We start from the raw sequence: 17,550 nt of genomic DNA, 5'->3' as shown, positions 1-17,550 counted from the left end.
GAAAGACCCTATAGTTAGCCCTTATGCTGCATTATTAATTCTTTAAAAATAATCTCATGAAAGCGTATACAGTTATTCTGATCCTATTGAATTTTTTACTGGCACCAACCGTACAGGCCCAGCAGACATTGTGGGGGAGCCGGGAGGAAAAGGAAAGTATATACAGCATTCAGGACAGCGTAATGATCCGTACAAGAGATGGGGCAACAATTTCTGCAATGGTAGTACGCAAAAAAAGTGATAATGCTCCTCTGCCGGTAGTCCTGCAGTTTACAATTTATGTTCGGGATCAGGGACGGGATATGCAATCGCTTAAAGAAGCTGCAGATAAAGGATATGTAGGGGTTATGGCATATACAAGAGGCAAGCGTTTCAGCCCATCCGGGATTTATCCTTATGAAACTGACGGAAAAGATGCCTATGATGTGATAGACTGGATCAGCAGGCAGCCATGGTGCAATGGTAAAATAGGAATGTACGGAGGAAGTTACAACGGTTTTACGCAATGGGCCGCAGCTAAAAAACTGCATCCCGCATTGAAAACGATTGTCCCATATGTTGCCAATCGCCCGGGAATGGGACTACCTATGGAAAATAATATTTTTATCAATCCTAATTATGAATGGTCTTTTTATGTAGGCAATAATAAATATCTGGATAACAAGACAGGTGACGACCGGAAAAGATTCCGGGATATGATGTTCAGATGGTGGGATACCGGAGCTGCCTATCGTAAAATGGATAGTATTGATGGCACCCCGAACCGCCTTTTTCAGCGTTGGATAAGCCATCCTGCCTTTGATTCCTATTGGCAGAATATGGCTCCGTATAAGAAAGACTTTGCCGGAATTAATATTCCCGTACTGGCATTTGACGGCTATTATAATGATTCTCAGAATTCAGGAATATATTATCTGCGTGAGCTTAATAAATACAGTCCTCAAACACCTGCTTATCTGGTAATTGGCCCTTATGGTCATTTCGGAACACAAATGGGAGGGCAGGAGGTCATCAACGGATATACCGTGAGTAAAAATGCTTTATTTCCCATCAGGGAATACACCTATCAATGGCTGGATTATATTCTGAAAGGTGCTGAAAAGCCTTCTTTTCTGAAAGATAAAATAAACTATCAGGTAATGGGAACAGATGAATGGCGAAGCGCCCCTTCAATCGATGCCATGCACAACAGATATCTGAGATTGTATCTAAGCTCTGCGAAGGTGAAGGATGATAAGTATTTGTTAAGCCTGAATAAACCCGAACCCAAAAAATATTTAGTTCAGAAAGTAGATTTTGCAGACCGTACAACCAGCAATAATGATTATTACCCTGATCCCATTATTCGGGAAAGTGTATCCGGTAACGGTTACGTTTTCATAAGTGAGCCTTTGGATGCTTTGCTGGTAAACGGATTATTCCTTGGGAACATCAAAATCAGCATTAATAAAAAAGATGCAGATATTGGGGTAACACTCTACGAGCTTACTCCTGAAGGTAAATATTTTCATCTTTCTTACTATATCGGCAGAGCAAGCTATGCCAGGGACCATACTAAAAGACAATTACTGACCCCCGGTAAAAAAGAAACCATCGCCTTTGAAAATACTCATCTGGTCAGCAAACAGCTGCAGAAGGGAAGCCGGCTGGTTGTTGTGCTGAATATCAATAAAAACCCGTTCTCAGAACTGAATTATGGAAGCGGAAAGACCGTAACTTCCGAAACCATTGCCGATGCCAAAGAGCCATTGATTATTCATTGGTATAACGATAGTTTTGTTGAGATTCCTGTTTTATAATAGCTGATTTAAGTTCCGGTAATTTGAATTCATCCCCATTTGGACGTCAACAGAAACCGCTAAAACGATTTGAAATCATTCTGAAATTCATATATTTGTTAATATTGCCCCAAGGAAAGGCATCAATTCACCTATCGAAAAATAGATACTCTGTAGTTTCTTTTTTGTTTTCGTATGACCAGCGTCATAATACAGATTTTATTATCCTGGTATATTTGTAACAATAAGATCAAGAAAAATAAAAAATAAGAACAACAAGACCCAAACTAACCGTTGTAAGAAACTTATTTTTAATAAATGGCAGAGAAAGGAGCATATTATTACCTATCGAAAGATGTACCCACAGAACCAGAAATATTACCATTAAAACTCATATGATCACGGTTCTATAGCTAATAATATTGTGGTATTGCCAATTAATGCATAATTGCATTATCTACCAATGATTATGTCGAATATTCCCACAGCGTTACAAAGATTTAAAAGGAGATAATGATTCCCAATCTGGCCATACTATAACGCTTCATGAGAGTAATTATATTTTCTATACCTCAATCTTTACCTTATTAATACCAACCTGACTTTATACCGATGAGTCAGGAAAATAAATTGGCAGCTATTCGGAATTGAAGATTTACGAAACAATGTTCAGCACCCATGATTTTTATCTTTTGAGAGAAAACCCTGGGTTGCTTAAAATTTGCACTTACAATTACTGCCGATTTTACTGAGATATTCATTCGTAAGCGTAACAAAAAAATTAAATAGTATGATTATCGATGAAGATCTCTTGCTCGAAAATGGAACAGTTTATGAGGACTATCCCGCAAAGGAAAATATTTATGAAATGGGAAGCACTCCCCATTATTTTTTCCAGATTGTTACGGGAACAGTAGAATTGAATAATTATCATGAAGATGGAAAAGAGTTCACCCTGAATATCATTTCGGAAGGGCAAAGCTTCGGGGAATCTTTACTTTTTGGAGATAAGAATTATCCGATGAATGCCATTGCCAGAACCGACTGCAGAATTCTTAAATTACCAAAATCCAGTTTTTTAAATATGCTGAGTGAAAATATAGAACTGGTTTTTACCATGTTCCGCTATCTTTCAGACCGCCTTTTCTATAAATATGTAATGCTGTTCAGTAATTCAGCCATAGATCCTGTGTTGAAGATAAAATCTTTACTGGATTATTACAAAGAAAATTCATCCAGCCAAACGCTTTATTCTTACAAAGTCCCGTTTACCAGACAGCAGATTGCCAATTTAACAGGGTTACGTGTCGAAACGGTCATTCGTACCATTAAAAAGATGGCAGAGGATAGTATTCTTAAACTGGATGGGCGACAGATTTTGTACTGATTTAGGAATATTTATCACTCTGTTTAAAGATTTAAAACCGGTGTTCATATTGCTTAAAAATAATTTTGAATAATACTACAATTCTTTCGATCTGGACAATTCATAAAAGGGTTTAAGCAGCGATGAATGAAAACCTGGTTAAATTATGATTTGTCTCATAAAACTTTTGCTATTCAATCCATTACATTTATACTTTACTTCATTTATAATGCAGTGAGATTACACCCATTACAACCTTTCATTATTTGTAAGTGAGGTATCGGGATAGTGGCTTTAATCCCTGACAGCTGACGATCAGTACCCGGCTGGAATGCGCTCTGAATATTGGGAATTTTGCTGCCTGTTTATAATTACAGAATTCTTAAACACCAAATAATTTATATTGATATGGAAAGTAAAATAACAAGAAGAGACGCTATCGGAAAAATAGCCGCAACCGTTGCCATCGCCGCGGTTGCCCCAGGTGCTTTGGCACAGACACAGAGTAGCAATACAAGAAAATCGAATGTTAAAGCGCTTACTGATCCCCGAAACAAATATCCCAAACCACCTTTTAATAAACAGTCGCAACCTTTTCCCGGGCTGGCAGGTAAAATGACACCGGTGCCCGATCATGGAGAAAAAAGCTATGTAGGTTCAGGAAGATTGGAAGGAAGAAAAGCATTGATTACGGGCGGTGATTCCGGAATCGGCAGGGCTGCAGCCATTGCTTATGCCAGGGAAGGAGCGGATGTAGCCATTAATTATCTGCCGGCGGAAGAGGACGATGCCAAACAGGTAATAGAGCTCATCAGGAAAGAAGGTCGTAAAGGAATTGCCATTCCTGGTGATATTCGTAGCGAAGATTTCTGTAAACAATTGGTCAGCCAGGCTGTACAGCAACTCGGAGGACTGGATATTCTCATCAATAATGCAGGACATCAGAAAGCCAATGAATCTATACTTGATCTTAGCTCTGAAGACTTTGACTGGACTATGAAAACAAATATCTATGCCCCTTTTTGGATCATAAAGGCTGCTTTACCTCATCTGAAACCGGGTTCTTCTATTATCGGGCTATCGTCCATTCAAGCCTATGATCCTTCCGCTGATCTTTATGATTATGCACAAACCAAGGCAGCAACAACGAATTATGTGAAATCTCTTGCTAAGCAGCTTGGCCCGAAAGGTATAAGGGTTAATGGTGTTGCACCCGGGCCTGTTTGGACCCCTCTTCAGGTAAGTGGCGGGCAGACACAGGAAAATCTGCAAAAATTTGGCGGCGATACCCCTCTTGGAAGGCCTGGACAGCCAGCAGAGCTGGCATCTATATTCGTTCAGCTAGCAGCGGATGATGCCAGTTTCGCGACAGGGCAGATTTACGGGGCAGCAGGAGGAAAAGGGCAGCCGTAGTATCATCACAAATAAAAGAGAATTTTTCAATTCCTGACAATTGAAGTTATTGGGATGCTGATGACTCTTCTTTTACTAACTTTATATAGTCGGATTGTTTGAAAAATACCCCTTTTAGGTTTTGCTGTGGGTAATATTAAAAATAATAATTATGCTTCTGAAAGGGATAAATAGAGTGAACTGACCCAAACAAACCAATTTCCGAAAAATTTCTTACAGTTTTATAAAAATGTAAGTTATTGATTTTAAGAAATTGGTTTGTTGTAATTTGTTCCGATTGGATGAACTACTTTCCAATGCAGAAAGTCAATTGCCTTTATAATGAGGCGCTTGTGTAGTATAAGGGGAAAGTAAGTGCAATTGACTTTTCAACTCTAAATCATCCAAACAAAATTTACAATTAATTTAAAAAACAAAACATATCTGCTTGTTAAAAAAGTGGATTTTTTAATTTATGATTCCCATCACCTTCCACACATCCCCTTTAGAATAATTCCTAAAACGCACTAGTTGCATCGAAAAGGAAAAATAAAAAACCGGATATAGGTACATAGCCTGCTGTTGATAACCTGTTACGATCATCATAATTCTACCTTTTTCAAAAATAAGTTTAAACTTCTGCAGACATCTTCAAGATCATCCAATGCTTATGAAATTCAAATATGCGATAAATAGACTAAGCTGGCGGAAGGCTAAATCGTCTGTAATGTTATAGATATTTGCTGACTTTTTTAGGGTTTTTTAAATATAGATTGATGCGGCGTAATATTAGCCAAAATTTAGTGTTTGATGATTAGTAGTTGCATGGCATAACCAGCATATTAAAAATATTAAGAAAATTAATAAACTATTTTATAAAAAAATGCTAATTTGCTAACAAATTATAACTATTTATAGTTAATAGAAAGCAATATAGTCTAAAAATATAAGCTTTTTTAATCTAATAACCGCGTGAACAATAAATTATGTATGAGACATACACAACTTATCAACTTTCTTAAAAAATATAATACGATATCAGAAGGAGAAAAACAAAATATTGAGAATTATTTTATTCCTATACAAACTAAAAGAAAACAAATTTTAATTGATAAATATTCCTCTTGTAATAAATTATTTTTTGTTAATCATGGCTTATTACGAATTTACTATGTTAATGATAAAGGTAAAGAAGTTACAAGAATGATTGTTGGGGAAAATAATTTTCTGACAAATATGAAAAGTTTTGTTGGTAAAGAGGAAAATCAAGAAATTATTGAGTGTATAGAAGATACGGAGCTATTATTAATCTATAAAAATGATTTTGAAAGATTAATAGAAAATAATCATGTATTTAAAGAAATTTACATTCAACTATTAGAATTATGTAATATTACACATGTTAATCATTTATATATGTTAGGATCCAATGATATTCAGCAAAAGATAAAATATTTGAAAAAATATTTTCCTAATTTAAATAAAAGAGTTAATGATCATATATTAGCTTCATTCTTAGGAGTTTCTAGAGAGTATCTTGTAAAAAATAAAAGACTTTTTTAAGAACCAGAGTAAAATTAAGCTCGAAGCTCTAGAGGTTTACTGTAAATATTATTATTGTGGAAAATAAAAATATCATGATGTTTTCAAATAATTCAAACAAAAAGAACGAACAACCTAAAGTTAAAATTAACCTATCTCTTTTTGACAAAATTTTAGAAATTGTAGGACTTGTTTTATTAATATCTTATTGGTTTATCATTATAAACAGTTATTCCAATCTTCCAGATAATGTTCCAACGCACTTTAATGGAGCTGGGCAACCAGATGGTTATGGATCAAAACTATCAATCTTTGGTCTTCCAGTGATAGGTTTATTTGCATTTGTTCTTTTAACAATATTTAATAAATATCCTGAAAAGTTTACTTATTCTGTTCAAATTACCGATGACAATGCTAAAACACAATATATTTTAGCTACAAGAAGAAATAGAATTATAAAAACAATTATTCTTATTTTATTTATAATCATCGATTTTAGAACGATAGAAATAGCAGTTGGAGATTCTATTTCGTTAGGCAGTTGGTTTTTTTATTTGTTTTCTGCCTATTTTTTATTCCAGTTGTTTTCTATGTAATAAAACAAAATGTTGATTAGTTATATTCCAAAAATGAATTTTTAATTGTAATAAGGGAAAATTGTGAAATAGTTCACTTTTTTTTATAAACTAATGTTTGAAATTTGCCAATTAACTTAAATTATTAAATAATGAGAAAAACTAAAACCGCTATTTTAACTGCACTTTTATTAACAAGTTTGGTTATAACTTCTTGTGTTAATAGTAATGGTGACAATGAGATTGAAAATAATTCAACAAACAAAAAAAGTCTGAATGTAGGTACCATGTCAAAAACTATACAAGATTATACTGGAGAAGAATTGTACGCTTCAATTTTCTTTGCGTATGGAGATTTTGCAAAAAACTTATCTATTTACAATGACGATGTTCAGAAGTATGAAAACGGGGGAATGGTAAAGGAAGAACTATTTAAAGAGAGATTTAGCAAATTCGTTTCTGTAGTAAAGTCAGAAAATCCAAATTATTTTGAAAATTTTAAAACTGAAATCGAAAGTAAAGATCACTTAAGAATTCAAAATGCTTTAAAGGATGGCTTTCCATTAATATATGACAATTTGGGTATTATGTATCCAGAATTGGCTGATGCTGTTTCTGGTGTTGAAAACGATCCCGAATTACAAGATATAATTAATAAAGATGGGGATTTAAATGAAGAAGAGATGAGTGTATTAACATCAAAAGCTCAGGCTATGATGGAACAATTATCTCCTTGTAGTCCATTAGTATGTGTAGGATATTTTGCGTTTGCTATTCACAATACGATCGGATTAACAATGAATGTAGGAATTTATATGAACTTTAAATGGTGGGGCCCAAAATTAGAACAATATAATAAAGGAAAATCAGTAGCTGTTTCAGGATCCGATCCTTTAATAATTGATGTATTCGTTAATGATATTGCAACTGCTCCTTAATGGGCGCTAATATATAATCTATGGGGGCTTATAAATATAGCATAACAATGCTATTTTTAATTATTATATCAATAACATTATTTCTTTCATTATTATTTTCAAGCACACCTTTTAACCCTGTTCAAAACAAATTAAAATTTACAAAATATATTTTTAATTTAACACCACAAGGTTGGGCTTTTTTTACTCGTGATGCAAGAGAGGAACAAGTATTTATATACAAAATAGAAAATAGTAAACTTTATAAAATAAATCAGAAGCATTCAAACATAGAAAACTTCTTTGGCATTTCCCGTAAAGTATCTAAAGTTGGAATAGAGCTTGAAAATGTTACGGGAAAAATACTAATTAACTCAGCTGCATTAAAAACTACTTGGAACTATAATGAAAACTTAATAGGGAAGATTCCAGATAAATTTATTGCGGTTAAAAATCCAATTGAAGACCCAATAATGTGCGGAGATTATCTTATTGTCTATCATCAACCAGTTCCTTGGGCATGGAGCAAAAACAAAGAAAGAATAAAAATGCCTGCGAAAGTTATTAAACTTAAAATATTATGCCAGAAATGAATATCAATAGCATTGAAGATAAAATCAAGAATTTTGCTGTTGCCAATGCTCCGTATTCAAATGTTATAGGTTTGGGTAGAAGTATTATTGCTTTAGGAACATTGTTAACACTTATTACAAATCCTATTGATGATTTGTTAATGAAGAGGACCTCCGGTGAATTTCTTCTCAACGAGTTATTAAAAGGCGATTTTTCAACAAAATTTAATTTTTTCTTCTTATTTGGCTTCAATAATTTATTTATAGTAAAATGGCTAGCGATAGTTATATTATTAATTACCATTAGTGGCTATTTTCAGAAAATTACATGTATACTACACTGGTGGATAACGTTTAGCTTTTTCCATTCATCTGCTATTATAGATGGAGGAGACCAAATTGGTAGTATTCTTACTTTATTGTTGATTCCTATTTGTTTATTTGATAATAGAAAGAATCATTGGGACCGTAGAATAAAAAGAGAGTATTTTAAATTTAATTTCAATATTTTTCCTTTTTTTGATACAATTACAAATGTCAATTGTTTATCTACATGCAGCTGTTGGTAAATTTGAACACAATGAATGGGCAAATGGAACGGCTATATATTATTGGCTAAACCATTCGTATTTCGGTATGCCTGATTATATGAGCTTTTTCAATGGATTTCTTTCGAATTCATATATTGTTACATTTTTAACTTATGGAGTCCTAATTTTGGAACTAGCAATATTTCTGGCATTATTTGCAAAAAAGAGTTATAAATTAACTGTACTTTTTATAGCACTATTTTTTCACTTTATTATAATTTTTTCGCTTGGTATATTTTCATTTTTTTCGCAATGGCTGGAGGATTAATAATATACTTATGCCCAACAAATATTGACTTGAAATTTTTATTAAAAAATAAAAATCATATTTAATAATATTAGCATGTAGTAATTGTCTATTATGATGATTACTGCATGTTATTTTTTAATGAATAATTATATGAGTAAGATTATAACTCTTTGTTTGATTTTAATATCACTATTTTCATTTGCTCAAAATAAAACGGAAATCGGAAGTCATTTCATTAAAACATTATTGATTGACAAAAATGCTGGAAATGCTCACTTGTTTTTTGATAAAACTGTTTCGGCGCAAATCCCTGTAGAAGTTTTAAAGAATTTACCTGAACAGGTTGAAGGACAGTTTGGTAAATTTAAAAATATTCTTCAAATTAACAGTGAAAGAGATATCTACTATTTTTATTCAGAATTTGAAAAAACAAAAATGGATATTCAAATAAGTTTTAATGGAGAAATAAAATTATCGGATTTTTTTATCACCACATAAAAGTTTTGAGAAAACAGATGATGAAATTGCTTTGAATATAAAAAGTGATAATATTGAGTTAAAAGGTACTTTATTAAAATCAAAAGAAAATAATCAAAAAAGGTTGGTTATTTTTGTTCATGGTTCTGGACCACAAGACAGAGACGGAACAATTGGAGGAAATAAACCTTTTAAAGATATTGCTGAATATTTATATATTAATGGGATATCTTCCTATAGGTATGATAAAAGAACTTATTCAAATCCTGAAACCTTTAATGAAGAATCAACAGTAAAAGAAGAGACAATTAATGATGCCGTAAATGTTGCAAATTATTTCAAAAATAATCGAGAGTTTAAAGACTACCAAGTTATTCTTTTAGGACATAGCCAGGGAGCATATTTAATGCCTCAAATAGCTAACGAAGTAAAAGTTTCAAAATATATTTTTCTTGCTGGAAACTCAAGACCATTACAAGATTTAATTCTTGAACAGTTCGGATATATTAATAAGCTTGATTCTTCCATTATTTCAGATGAAGCCTTCACTAATATAAAAAAGAAGTAGCTTTTCTAAATTCAGATCAATTTAATTTAAACACTAAAAGTTCAGCACTTCCAATGGGATTATCCGCTAAGTACTGGAAATATTTGTTGGATTACAAACCTCTTGATACAGTAAAGCTGATTAAAGCTTCTATGTTTTTTGCACAGGGTGGTAAAGATTACCAAGTAACCGAAGTAGATTTTAATCTTTGGAAAAATCAACTTAAAAGTAACAGAGAAGCAACATTTAAAATATATCCCTACTTAAATCATCTATTTATTAAAAATACAAGCGTAATTCCATCCCCAAAAGATTATGAAGCAGAAGGAAAAGTAGATAAAGTATTTTTAGATGATTTAAAAGAGTTTGCACTGAAATAATGAGACTGTAACGTGAATTGTGTCAGAGAAAAGCTTCGGGCAGTAGCAACCGGCGAAATTGACATAATTTCTCCCTTGTTTAAAAAACTAAGGTATTTAGAGTATGAGGGGACAATAGGGGGAACAAACGAATAAAAAAAACCAAAATTTTAAAAAATCTTACAAAAACATAAAATGTGTAATATGTTGATTTTAAAATATTGGTGTATTTTAGATTGTTTCGACTTGTTTTCTTATTTCCTGATACAAAAATAATTATTATTGATTATCAGTAAATTGAAATAAATAGTAACAATATAGAATCAAATAAATTTATTTTTCAAATTTTAATTACAATATTTACTTAAAGTATTCGCAAGAATTTCATCATAATAAAAATACCATTTTAGATATATAGAATAATAAACAAAAGATTCGTTACTAAGTTCTAAATCAGACCTTTTTTGTACAATTCAAACTTATCTAAAATATCAGTTACATTTTTATCAGGTGTTCCACCCTAATTTTGTTTTATATTCTATGGAGTTATTAACATTCAACAGATTGAAGTTGATTATTTTTAACAGAATCATTATTTTTACAAAAACATAAAACACAAAAGGCTATTTTTCAATAAACTAAATATGGGTTAATTACAATTTATGGCTAACCAAAGTAGAAATAACAAAAAAATTCAAGATTTAGAAAAGGAAAAGCTACAAGCTATTCTACAATATAAAGAATCTGTTGAATCGACCCGTGGTAAGAGTCAAGACGATTTTGAAAAGTCTATCTATTTATTAGGAAGCGGAGGTTTAATTGTCTCACTAATGGCTATTGAGAAAATCATAGAGTTAATAGATATTATTGCGTTCAAATATTTTTTTGTGATTGGACTTTTTTGTTTCGTAGCAACTTTGTTTTCAAATTTGTTATCTCACAAAAAATCTATAACTGAATCTGAAAAGATAATAGATAAAATAAACCAAGAGCCTAATTGTATTTTTGAAGATGAGTTTACAGAAAGTCTTGAAAATGGAAATAAAAAAATTGATATTTTAAACAGAATTTCTATAGTAAGCCTAATAACTGGTATTATAAGTATTTTATTATTTTTCACTTTAAATTTTTTTACTATGAGCGATAAAAAACCACAACCGCAGAATCCTCCTAAACCACTAACAGAAGAAAAAGGAAGAACTATTTCAACACCACCCAAAATAGTAGCACCAAAAAAGAACTAACATGAAAGACAAATTACCACATAAACCTCAAGTTCCAACAGGGAAAACAGATATTAAACAAGATATTGGAAAAGCGCAAAATGGCAGAAAAACTCCATCGGCGCCAACATTTTTAAAACCACCTCCAAAAAAATCATAATATGTTATGGAAGAGCTATACGAATGTCTTGTTAAAATCTCAAGTCCTGAAAAATTTATTTATTATAAATCTTTAGAGGACTCCCAAAAAGTCTTTGTAAAGATTATTAGTAATTATAATATATTCATTTCTGATAACCTTAGTTTTGAGCCAGAAATACATAATTTCAAATGTAAAAATGCAATTAAAGATAGTGAATTGATGTCTTTCTATGAAAAGGAGAATTTTGAGTCAATAAGCATTTATAAATTTAATATTAAGAAAGAAAATAATAAAATTTATATGCAACTGTTTGTAGATGGTTACCCTGACTATCCAATTGAAATAATTGGTAAAGAGATTGTATAAAAGTTTTAATTAGCGTTAGAATTTTTTACACTTCCCTGTTCAATATTAGTAGTATTGACGGGGTTTTTTGTTGGTTTATAGTAGTCGAAAACTATGCCAAATGCTATAAAAACAGGTTGATATCCAATGAAATAGCAAAAATATTTTGAGAACGTATGAAAGGTTTTGAAAACTATTCTAAATCTGGATTGTAGTCTAAAAATATTCAAAAAAGTGTTGAGGTTTTTAGATCTTCCGAAAACATTTATTCGACTTGTCAAAGGTAGGGGTACTGCCAAAAACTTACCCTATGGTGGGGGCGCTTTTGTTTAGATACCTACTGTTTCTATATATTTGTAAAAACTAATAATAAACAAGCATGTCTGAAAAAATATTTTTTACACAAGGAGGCACATCAATTTTCACTGATACAGACACCGACAGCCAGAGAATAGATACAATAAAATCAAGAATAAAAGAAATGTTCAATATGAAAAATATTAACTTTCTTTTTGGTTCAGGTACGAGTGTTGGTGCTATTCCAACAATGAATGGTTTGTATAGTTCTGTATTAGAAAGACTAAAAAAGCATACAGATAAAAGTCATCTAGATGAATTTCTAAAAATTGAAAAAAGAATAAAAACGAAAAAAAATCTGGAAGATATTTTAGGAGTTCTTTATTCATATAGAATTTATCAAAAAGATAACTTTGACGAGAAGGAAAACGATAAAAACAATGAGCTGAAAAAATGTAGTGAATTAATAGATATTATTGAAGATCAGATTTTTAACGAAATAAATATAGATATTAATGATTCAGCTTATGAATCATACTTAGAACTATATCAGACTTTTTATCTCAAATTGGCATTAAGGAATAAAGATTTATCAAGACTTAATATCTTCACCACGAATAATGATTTATTTAACGAATATGCATTAGACAGCACTAATATCCATTATATTAATGGGTTCTCAAGAGGTATTAATAGATATTTCAATCCAGCTTTATTTAATTATACATATTCAAAAAGAATGGATACTAGTATTGAAAAATTTGAGCCAGTTGAGAATATGGTATATCTATATAAAATTCATGGTTCTATAAACTGGATTGAAGACGATACAAATTCTAATTCATTTTTCAATATTAAAGAAACCTATGTTCCTAAAGAGAAAAAGATATTGAAAATATTTTAATTTATCCAACACCCACAAAACAGAACAAAAGTCTCGGCAGTCCTTATGTTGAATTATTTAGAGAATTTCAAAAAAACTTCTTGAACCACATACAATTCTGTTCGTAATTGGTTATAGTTTTAGTGATGAGCATGTCAATAATATAATTTATCAAGCATTAGCCACAAACTCAACAATAAACTTAGTCATTTTTGGAGAGATTAATAATAAAATTATTGAGATTGCCGATAATCGGATTATAAACATATATGGTGAATACAATGGGGAAAGAATAAATTACTTTAATTATATTGTTAATAACCTTTTACCAAACATTGATGCTTTTAAGTCTCAAGATAATTTATTAAATGAATTTATAAACTCTATAAAGGTAAAATAATGAATATCGGAAAAGTTATTTCAGTAGAGTATGACAAGTTTAAAGTAAAATTATTTCATACTACAAAAAACTCTACTGTCAACATAGGAGGACAGATTTATTATTTTGGAAACATTGGAAGTTATCTAAAAACTAATAATGCAATCGGAGAATCAATACTATGTGAAGTTGTTGCTGTATTAGATCACAACACTGATAGTAAGACGTATTCAAATTTTAATTTAGATAGCTCAAGAGAACTAATTATTAAACCAATAGGAACATTCAATGAGCAAGGAATATTTAGTATAGGTGTTGGTATATTCCCATCAATTTATGCTGACGTGAGCATTGTCACTTTTGATGATGTAAAAAATATTCTATCACCTAAAATCTATGATGAACAAGAAGATAAAATTCATGATTCAATAGAGTTAGGTGTTTCTAAAAATTTAATTAATTATACTGTAAGTGTTGATATTAACTCTTTTTTAATATTCACACTGCAATACTAGGTAACAGTGGAAGTGGAAAATCAAATACAATATCACACATATTTCAGCAAGTTTTTAGAAAACAAAGACGTTCCGCTATCGGAGGTAAAGTTATTATTTTTGATGTGAATGGAGAATACAAAAGTGCATTTTCATCAAATCTATTTTCTGAAAAACTTTAAAGTACTATAAACCTAACACAGCAGCAAATTCTAATTTTGTTTTGCCATATTATTTAATGAATTTGGATGAATGGTTAGCATTTTTGTTGGCTTCAGATAGAACACAAAAACCTTTTTGGGACAAAGTCCTACAAGAATGTTATAAGTTTTATAAAATATTTGATTCTTCTAGTACAGAAGACTACGCAAACTATTTCAAATGGAAATTAAGAAATGTATTATCAAATATTATTGGTAATGTAGAATCTGATACCACAAAAATGACAGCAGCTCGTGGTGTAATTATAAAATCCAGAGAAATAATTTCAGGATTAGACAAAACATTTGATTATCAAGAGATAATAACTTTTTTAGATGATGCTTTAGAGTATACAGATATACATTTTGGAGATAATAAAGGTAAATTAAGTGATTTTCTTAAAGATTTGGAAGTTGATGATGAACAGGCTCAAATCGTAGATGACTTCAAATTAATGAGTGGGGAATTTTATGATTTCAAATTTCTGAAGGTTGCAACCGAATTAGTTTTATTAGAAGAGGAAGGACGAGGAAATTATAGAATAAGAGAATTTACAGCAACAATGCTAACAAGACTTGATTATTTCTTATTCAATCCTGAATGTTTATTTATGAAATCAGATTTAAAATTCTCAAATGCAACAGACTATTTAGAAAAAATTATTGGAATTGGAAATATAGACGAAAACCAATTAATAATTATTGACACAAGTGAAGTAGGAAATGATATTTTAGAATTAACAACAAGTGTTATAAGTAGACTATTATTTGATTATAGAAAAGGAAGAGAAGGCACCAAACGTAGGGAATCTCCAATTCATCTTGTTTTGGATGAAGCTCATAGATATATAAAAAAAGATACTGACTATATTATTAAGGATAATATTTTTGAAAGAATTGCTAGAGAAGGGCGTAAGTTTTCATTTTTTCTAATTATTTCTTCTCAAAGACCATCTGAACTATCACAAACTGTATTATCACAATGTGGAAACTATCTGATACATCGTATTCAAAATGAAATAGATATGAAGTACATATATTCCGTTTTACCGTATTTTTCTGATGATTATATCTCTAAAATAAAGCAAGCAATTCCAGGTGAGGTGCTAATATTTGGAAATTGTGTACCTATGCCTCTTCAATTAAAAATTATAAAGCCTATTCCAGATCCAAATAGTCAAAACTGTATTATAAATAAAGAGTGGTTTATTGAAGTAAAAAAAAATTAAATAGGCACAAAATTTGTAGATTTGCATAAATATTTCAACGAAAAAATAAAAGTGTAAAACTTTTGCTTTTGTTCTGTGAATCGGCAAAATTCTAAAATGTTACAAAATGCAAACAGTTTCAGCACACTCGTCATAGGGCGAGTGGCTTATCCTGTTTTTATGTAACAGGCGATGGGATGATAACTTACTACTATGGCAATCGTTCAATAAAATTACCATTTAACCAAGTGATATTCAAGAATAACATATTTTATTTCTTCTATAACGAAATTCTATTCGCATATTATTATAGCGATTACAAAACATTTGTACTTGTTGACAAGACTAAAAGAGTTTACAAAACATACAAAGATTTAGACTAAAACAATTTCAAAATATTTTAACATGAAAAAACTGATTTTTACACTTTCTTTGGCAGTGTTGCCCATTATTTTCTTGCTCATCGTCTGACAATGACGAACAATCAACCAACCTACCAACCGTAAACACAACAAAATCAATCCACCTGCATGGATAATAGGAAAATGGACAAGCTATTTAGGAGGTACAGCTTACCAGTCCTACACATTCTCAAACGGAGATATTGTTATGTCTATGGGGGGATATTCGCAGAGCTATAAATACATAGCTGATAACGGAGGATATTCTCAAACTTCAAGCGATACGGAATTTACTTTCACTTTTGCTAATGGTGGAGTTTCACAAACATTCAAATTCAAGAAAGTAACAGCCACAAAACTCAACTTCGACAACGGAAACAGTATTACAGAATTTATAAAAGAATAACAACATGAAAAAATTACTATTTACTTTAGCATTCGTTTTACCAACGCTTTATTTTGCACAAGACATTCAAAAAGACAAGAAATGTGATTTACCTTCCAACTATCAAGAACCAATTCCCGATAAGAAAATTCAGTCATTTTTGAAAAAGTTGATGCAACTATTTCTGACCTTAGAAAACACGTGCGATAGATAATGATTGTGACGAAAGTGATGTAGTTTTGTTACGTATTTCAGAGCAAAAAGGAAATGGAATTTATGATTTATGTGCAAAAGGAAAGCCTATGAAGTATAAAAGAATGGGCTCTGTTTTTATGAAAAATAATGAAAATCCATTTGATAATAAGTGACATTTAAGTAGATGTACATTGCCATTCTCTGGTGAAGTAAACAAATAAGATTATAATATTTCTATTTTATAATTTTTAACTTTAAATATCTGTATTTTAATAAATTATTCAAAAAAATGAATTTTTAGCTAATTAGGCAAAAAGATAAATTCCGTAAAAATACGGATGTATTTAATATATTTTTTTGACGATATTGTGTCAGTTAATTTTATGAAATTTTTATGAAAGAGAATTATAATTTTTCAATCAATCTTAGATGTCAAACTTGTGGCAACAGTGATTTCGAATACAATGAGGATAGAACATGGGTAAAATGCAATAATTGCAACCGTGAGTACAATGGTGGATATGATGAACTGGTCGAGGCTAACAAATCAGAAATTAATGATGAAGTTTCGAGAATGAAGAATGAAGTAACTAAAGACCTGCAGAAAGACATTAATAAAATGTTAAAAAATGCTTTTAGTGGTAACAAAAATATAAGGTTTAAGTAAAATGGTTTTGCAAATTTTTGCCCTTTGTATATCAATAAGTGCATTGGCTTTAGCAGCTTTTACCTATTTTAAACATGATGCTAAATTAAAAAAACAAAGTGCTTTATTAAACAAATTTCAACTTGAAAAAATTACGAAGGAAAAAGATGATGAAAAAAAGCAAAAGTTGAAGCAAATATTTTACAAAAAGTTAAAGGAGCGAGAGTTATTAAGGTTTATAACAAAGGTAAAGCTACAGCAAGAGACGTTACAATTCACTTTCCAAATTTAATAGGAGTGCAAATTGTTACTAATCCATTCCCCCTTGATATTAAGCCACAAAACTCTTATGAAATATCATTATTTTTAACAATAGAAGCTCCAGAC

General features: G+C 30.8%; 22 protein-coding genes. All 22 read left to right on the top strand.

Annotated elements, in window-relative coordinates:
• Positions 1 to 56 precede the first annotated feature (56 nt).
• The 22 genes from OWR28_RS17660 (at position 57) to OWR28_RS17565 (ending at position 17,455) form a co-directional block, all read left to right on the top strand.
• A complete protein-coding gene (locus OWR28_RS17660) occupies positions 57 to 1,799 on the top strand; it encodes a CocE/NonD family hydrolase (RefSeq protein ID WP_332387797.1) in 1,743 nt (580 codons plus the stop codon).
• Positions 1,800 to 2,568: 769 nt separating this feature from the next.
• Complete coding sequence (locus tag OWR28_RS17655; RefSeq protein WP_332387796.1) at positions 2,569 to 3,165, top strand: Crp/Fnr family transcriptional regulator; 597 nt, start codon at positions 2,569 to 2,571, stop codon at positions 3,163 to 3,165.
• 387 nt (positions 3,166 to 3,552) lie between these two features.
• Positions 3,553 to 4,557, top strand: coding sequence for an SDR family oxidoreductase (locus OWR28_RS17650; protein WP_332387795.1), 1,005 nt, complete (start codon positions 3,553 to 3,555; stop codon positions 4,555 to 4,557).
• Between the two features lie 969 nt (positions 4,558 to 5,526).
• Positions 5,527 to 6,099 (top strand): Crp/Fnr family transcriptional regulator, encoded by a 573-nt coding sequence (locus OWR28_RS17645; protein WP_332387794.1) that lies wholly within the window; start codon positions 5,527 to 5,529, stop codon positions 6,097 to 6,099.
• Positions 6,100 to 6,155: 56 nt separating this feature from the next.
• Entirely contained in the window at positions 6,156 to 6,674 is a 519-nt protein-coding gene (locus OWR28_RS17640; protein WP_332387793.1) for a DUF1648 domain-containing protein, read from the top strand.
• Positions 6,675 to 6,805: 131 nt separating this feature from the next.
• Entirely contained in the window at positions 6,806 to 7,591 is a 786-nt protein-coding gene (locus OWR28_RS17635) for a sporulation delaying protein family toxin (RefSeq protein ID WP_332387792.1), read from the top strand.
• A 20-nt stretch (positions 7,592 to 7,611) separates the two neighbouring features.
• Complete coding sequence (locus OWR28_RS17630; protein ID WP_332387791.1) at positions 7,612 to 8,163, top strand: SdpA family antimicrobial peptide system protein; 552 nt, start codon at positions 7,612 to 7,614, stop codon at positions 8,161 to 8,163.
• Complete coding sequence (locus tag OWR28_RS17625) at positions 8,151 to 8,711, top strand: hypothetical protein (RefSeq protein WP_332387790.1); 561 nt, start codon at positions 8,151 to 8,153, stop codon at positions 8,709 to 8,711. The genes OWR28_RS17630 and OWR28_RS17625 overlap by 13 nt, the downstream gene beginning before the upstream one ends.
• 421 nt (positions 8,712 to 9,132) lie before the next feature.
• Positions 9,133 to 9,480 carry a DUF3887 domain-containing protein gene (locus OWR28_RS17620; RefSeq protein WP_332387789.1) on the top strand — a complete coding sequence of 116 codons (348 nt, stop codon included), beginning with the start codon at positions 9,133 to 9,135 and terminating at the stop codon, positions 9,478 to 9,480.
• Between the two features lie 31 nt (positions 9,481 to 9,511).
• Positions 9,512 to 10,027, top strand: coding sequence for an alpha/beta hydrolase (locus OWR28_RS17615; protein ID WP_332387788.1), 516 nt, complete (start codon positions 9,512 to 9,514; stop codon positions 10,025 to 10,027).
• Between the two features lie 53 nt (positions 10,028 to 10,080).
• Complete coding sequence (locus OWR28_RS17610) at positions 10,081 to 10,386, top strand: hypothetical protein (protein WP_332387787.1); 306 nt, start codon at positions 10,081 to 10,083, stop codon at positions 10,384 to 10,386.
• A 641-nt stretch (positions 10,387 to 11,027) separates the two neighbouring features.
• A complete protein-coding gene (locus OWR28_RS17605) occupies positions 11,028 to 11,609 on the top strand; it encodes a hypothetical protein (protein ID WP_332387785.1) in 582 nt (193 codons plus the stop codon).
• A 1-nt stretch (position 11,610) separates the two neighbouring features.
• A complete protein-coding gene (locus OWR28_RS17600; protein WP_332387784.1) occupies positions 11,611 to 11,748 on the top strand; it encodes a hypothetical protein in 138 nt (45 codons plus the stop codon).
• A 6-nt stretch (positions 11,749 to 11,754) separates the two neighbouring features.
• Positions 11,755 to 12,096: a hypothetical protein gene (locus tag OWR28_RS17595; RefSeq protein ID WP_332387783.1), complete on the top strand. Its 342-nt coding sequence runs from the start codon at positions 11,755 to 11,757 to the stop codon at positions 12,094 to 12,096.
• 358 nt (positions 12,097 to 12,454) lie between these two features.
• Positions 12,455 to 13,276, top strand: a complete 822-nt coding sequence (locus tag OWR28_RS17590) for a hypothetical protein (RefSeq protein ID WP_332387782.1) — start codon at positions 12,455 to 12,457, stop codon at positions 13,274 to 13,276.
• A 378-nt stretch (positions 13,277 to 13,654) separates the two neighbouring features.
• Positions 13,655 to 14,149 (top strand): hypothetical protein, encoded by a 495-nt coding sequence (locus tag OWR28_RS17585; RefSeq protein WP_332387781.1) that lies wholly within the window; start codon positions 13,655 to 13,657, stop codon positions 14,147 to 14,149.
• A complete protein-coding gene (locus OWR28_RS27100; protein ID WP_494168484.1) occupies positions 14,131 to 14,310 on the top strand; it encodes a helicase HerA domain-containing protein in 180 nt (59 codons plus the stop codon). The genes OWR28_RS17585 and OWR28_RS27100 overlap by 19 nt, the downstream gene beginning before the upstream one ends.
• A gap of 56 nt (positions 14,311 to 14,366) precedes the next feature.
• Positions 14,367 to 15,557 carry an ATP-binding protein gene (locus OWR28_RS17580; RefSeq protein WP_332387779.1) on the top strand — a complete coding sequence of 397 codons (1,191 nt, stop codon included), beginning with the start codon at positions 14,367 to 14,369 and terminating at the stop codon, positions 15,555 to 15,557.
• Positions 15,558 to 16,151: 594 nt separating this feature from the next.
• Positions 16,152 to 16,343: a hypothetical protein gene (locus tag OWR28_RS17575; RefSeq protein WP_332387778.1), complete on the top strand. Its 192-nt coding sequence runs from the start codon at positions 16,152 to 16,154 to the stop codon at positions 16,341 to 16,343.
• Positions 16,344 to 16,347: 4 nt separating this feature from the next.
• Positions 16,348 to 16,536 carry a hypothetical protein gene (locus OWR28_RS17570; RefSeq protein ID WP_332387777.1) on the top strand — a complete coding sequence of 63 codons (189 nt, stop codon included), beginning with the start codon at positions 16,348 to 16,350 and terminating at the stop codon, positions 16,534 to 16,536.
• Positions 16,537 to 16,911: 375 nt separating this feature from the next.
• Positions 16,912 to 17,184 (top strand): ECs_2282 family putative zinc-binding protein, encoded by a 273-nt coding sequence (locus tag OWR28_RS27095; protein ID WP_494168478.1) that lies wholly within the window; start codon positions 16,912 to 16,914, stop codon positions 17,182 to 17,184.
• A 1-nt stretch (position 17,185) separates the two neighbouring features.
• Positions 17,186 to 17,455, top strand: coding sequence for a hypothetical protein (locus OWR28_RS17565; RefSeq protein WP_332387776.1), 270 nt, complete (start codon positions 17,186 to 17,188; stop codon positions 17,453 to 17,455).
• Positions 17,456 to 17,550 lie beyond the last annotated feature (95 nt).

This window comes from Chryseobacterium sp. 1B4 (genome assembly GCF_036631475.1).
Taxonomy (GTDB): domain Bacteria; phylum Bacteroidota; class Bacteroidia; order Flavobacteriales; family Weeksellaceae; genus Chryseobacterium.
Note: the sequence above shows the minus strand (reverse complement) of the source record. Positions and strands in the feature narration are given on the sequence as shown.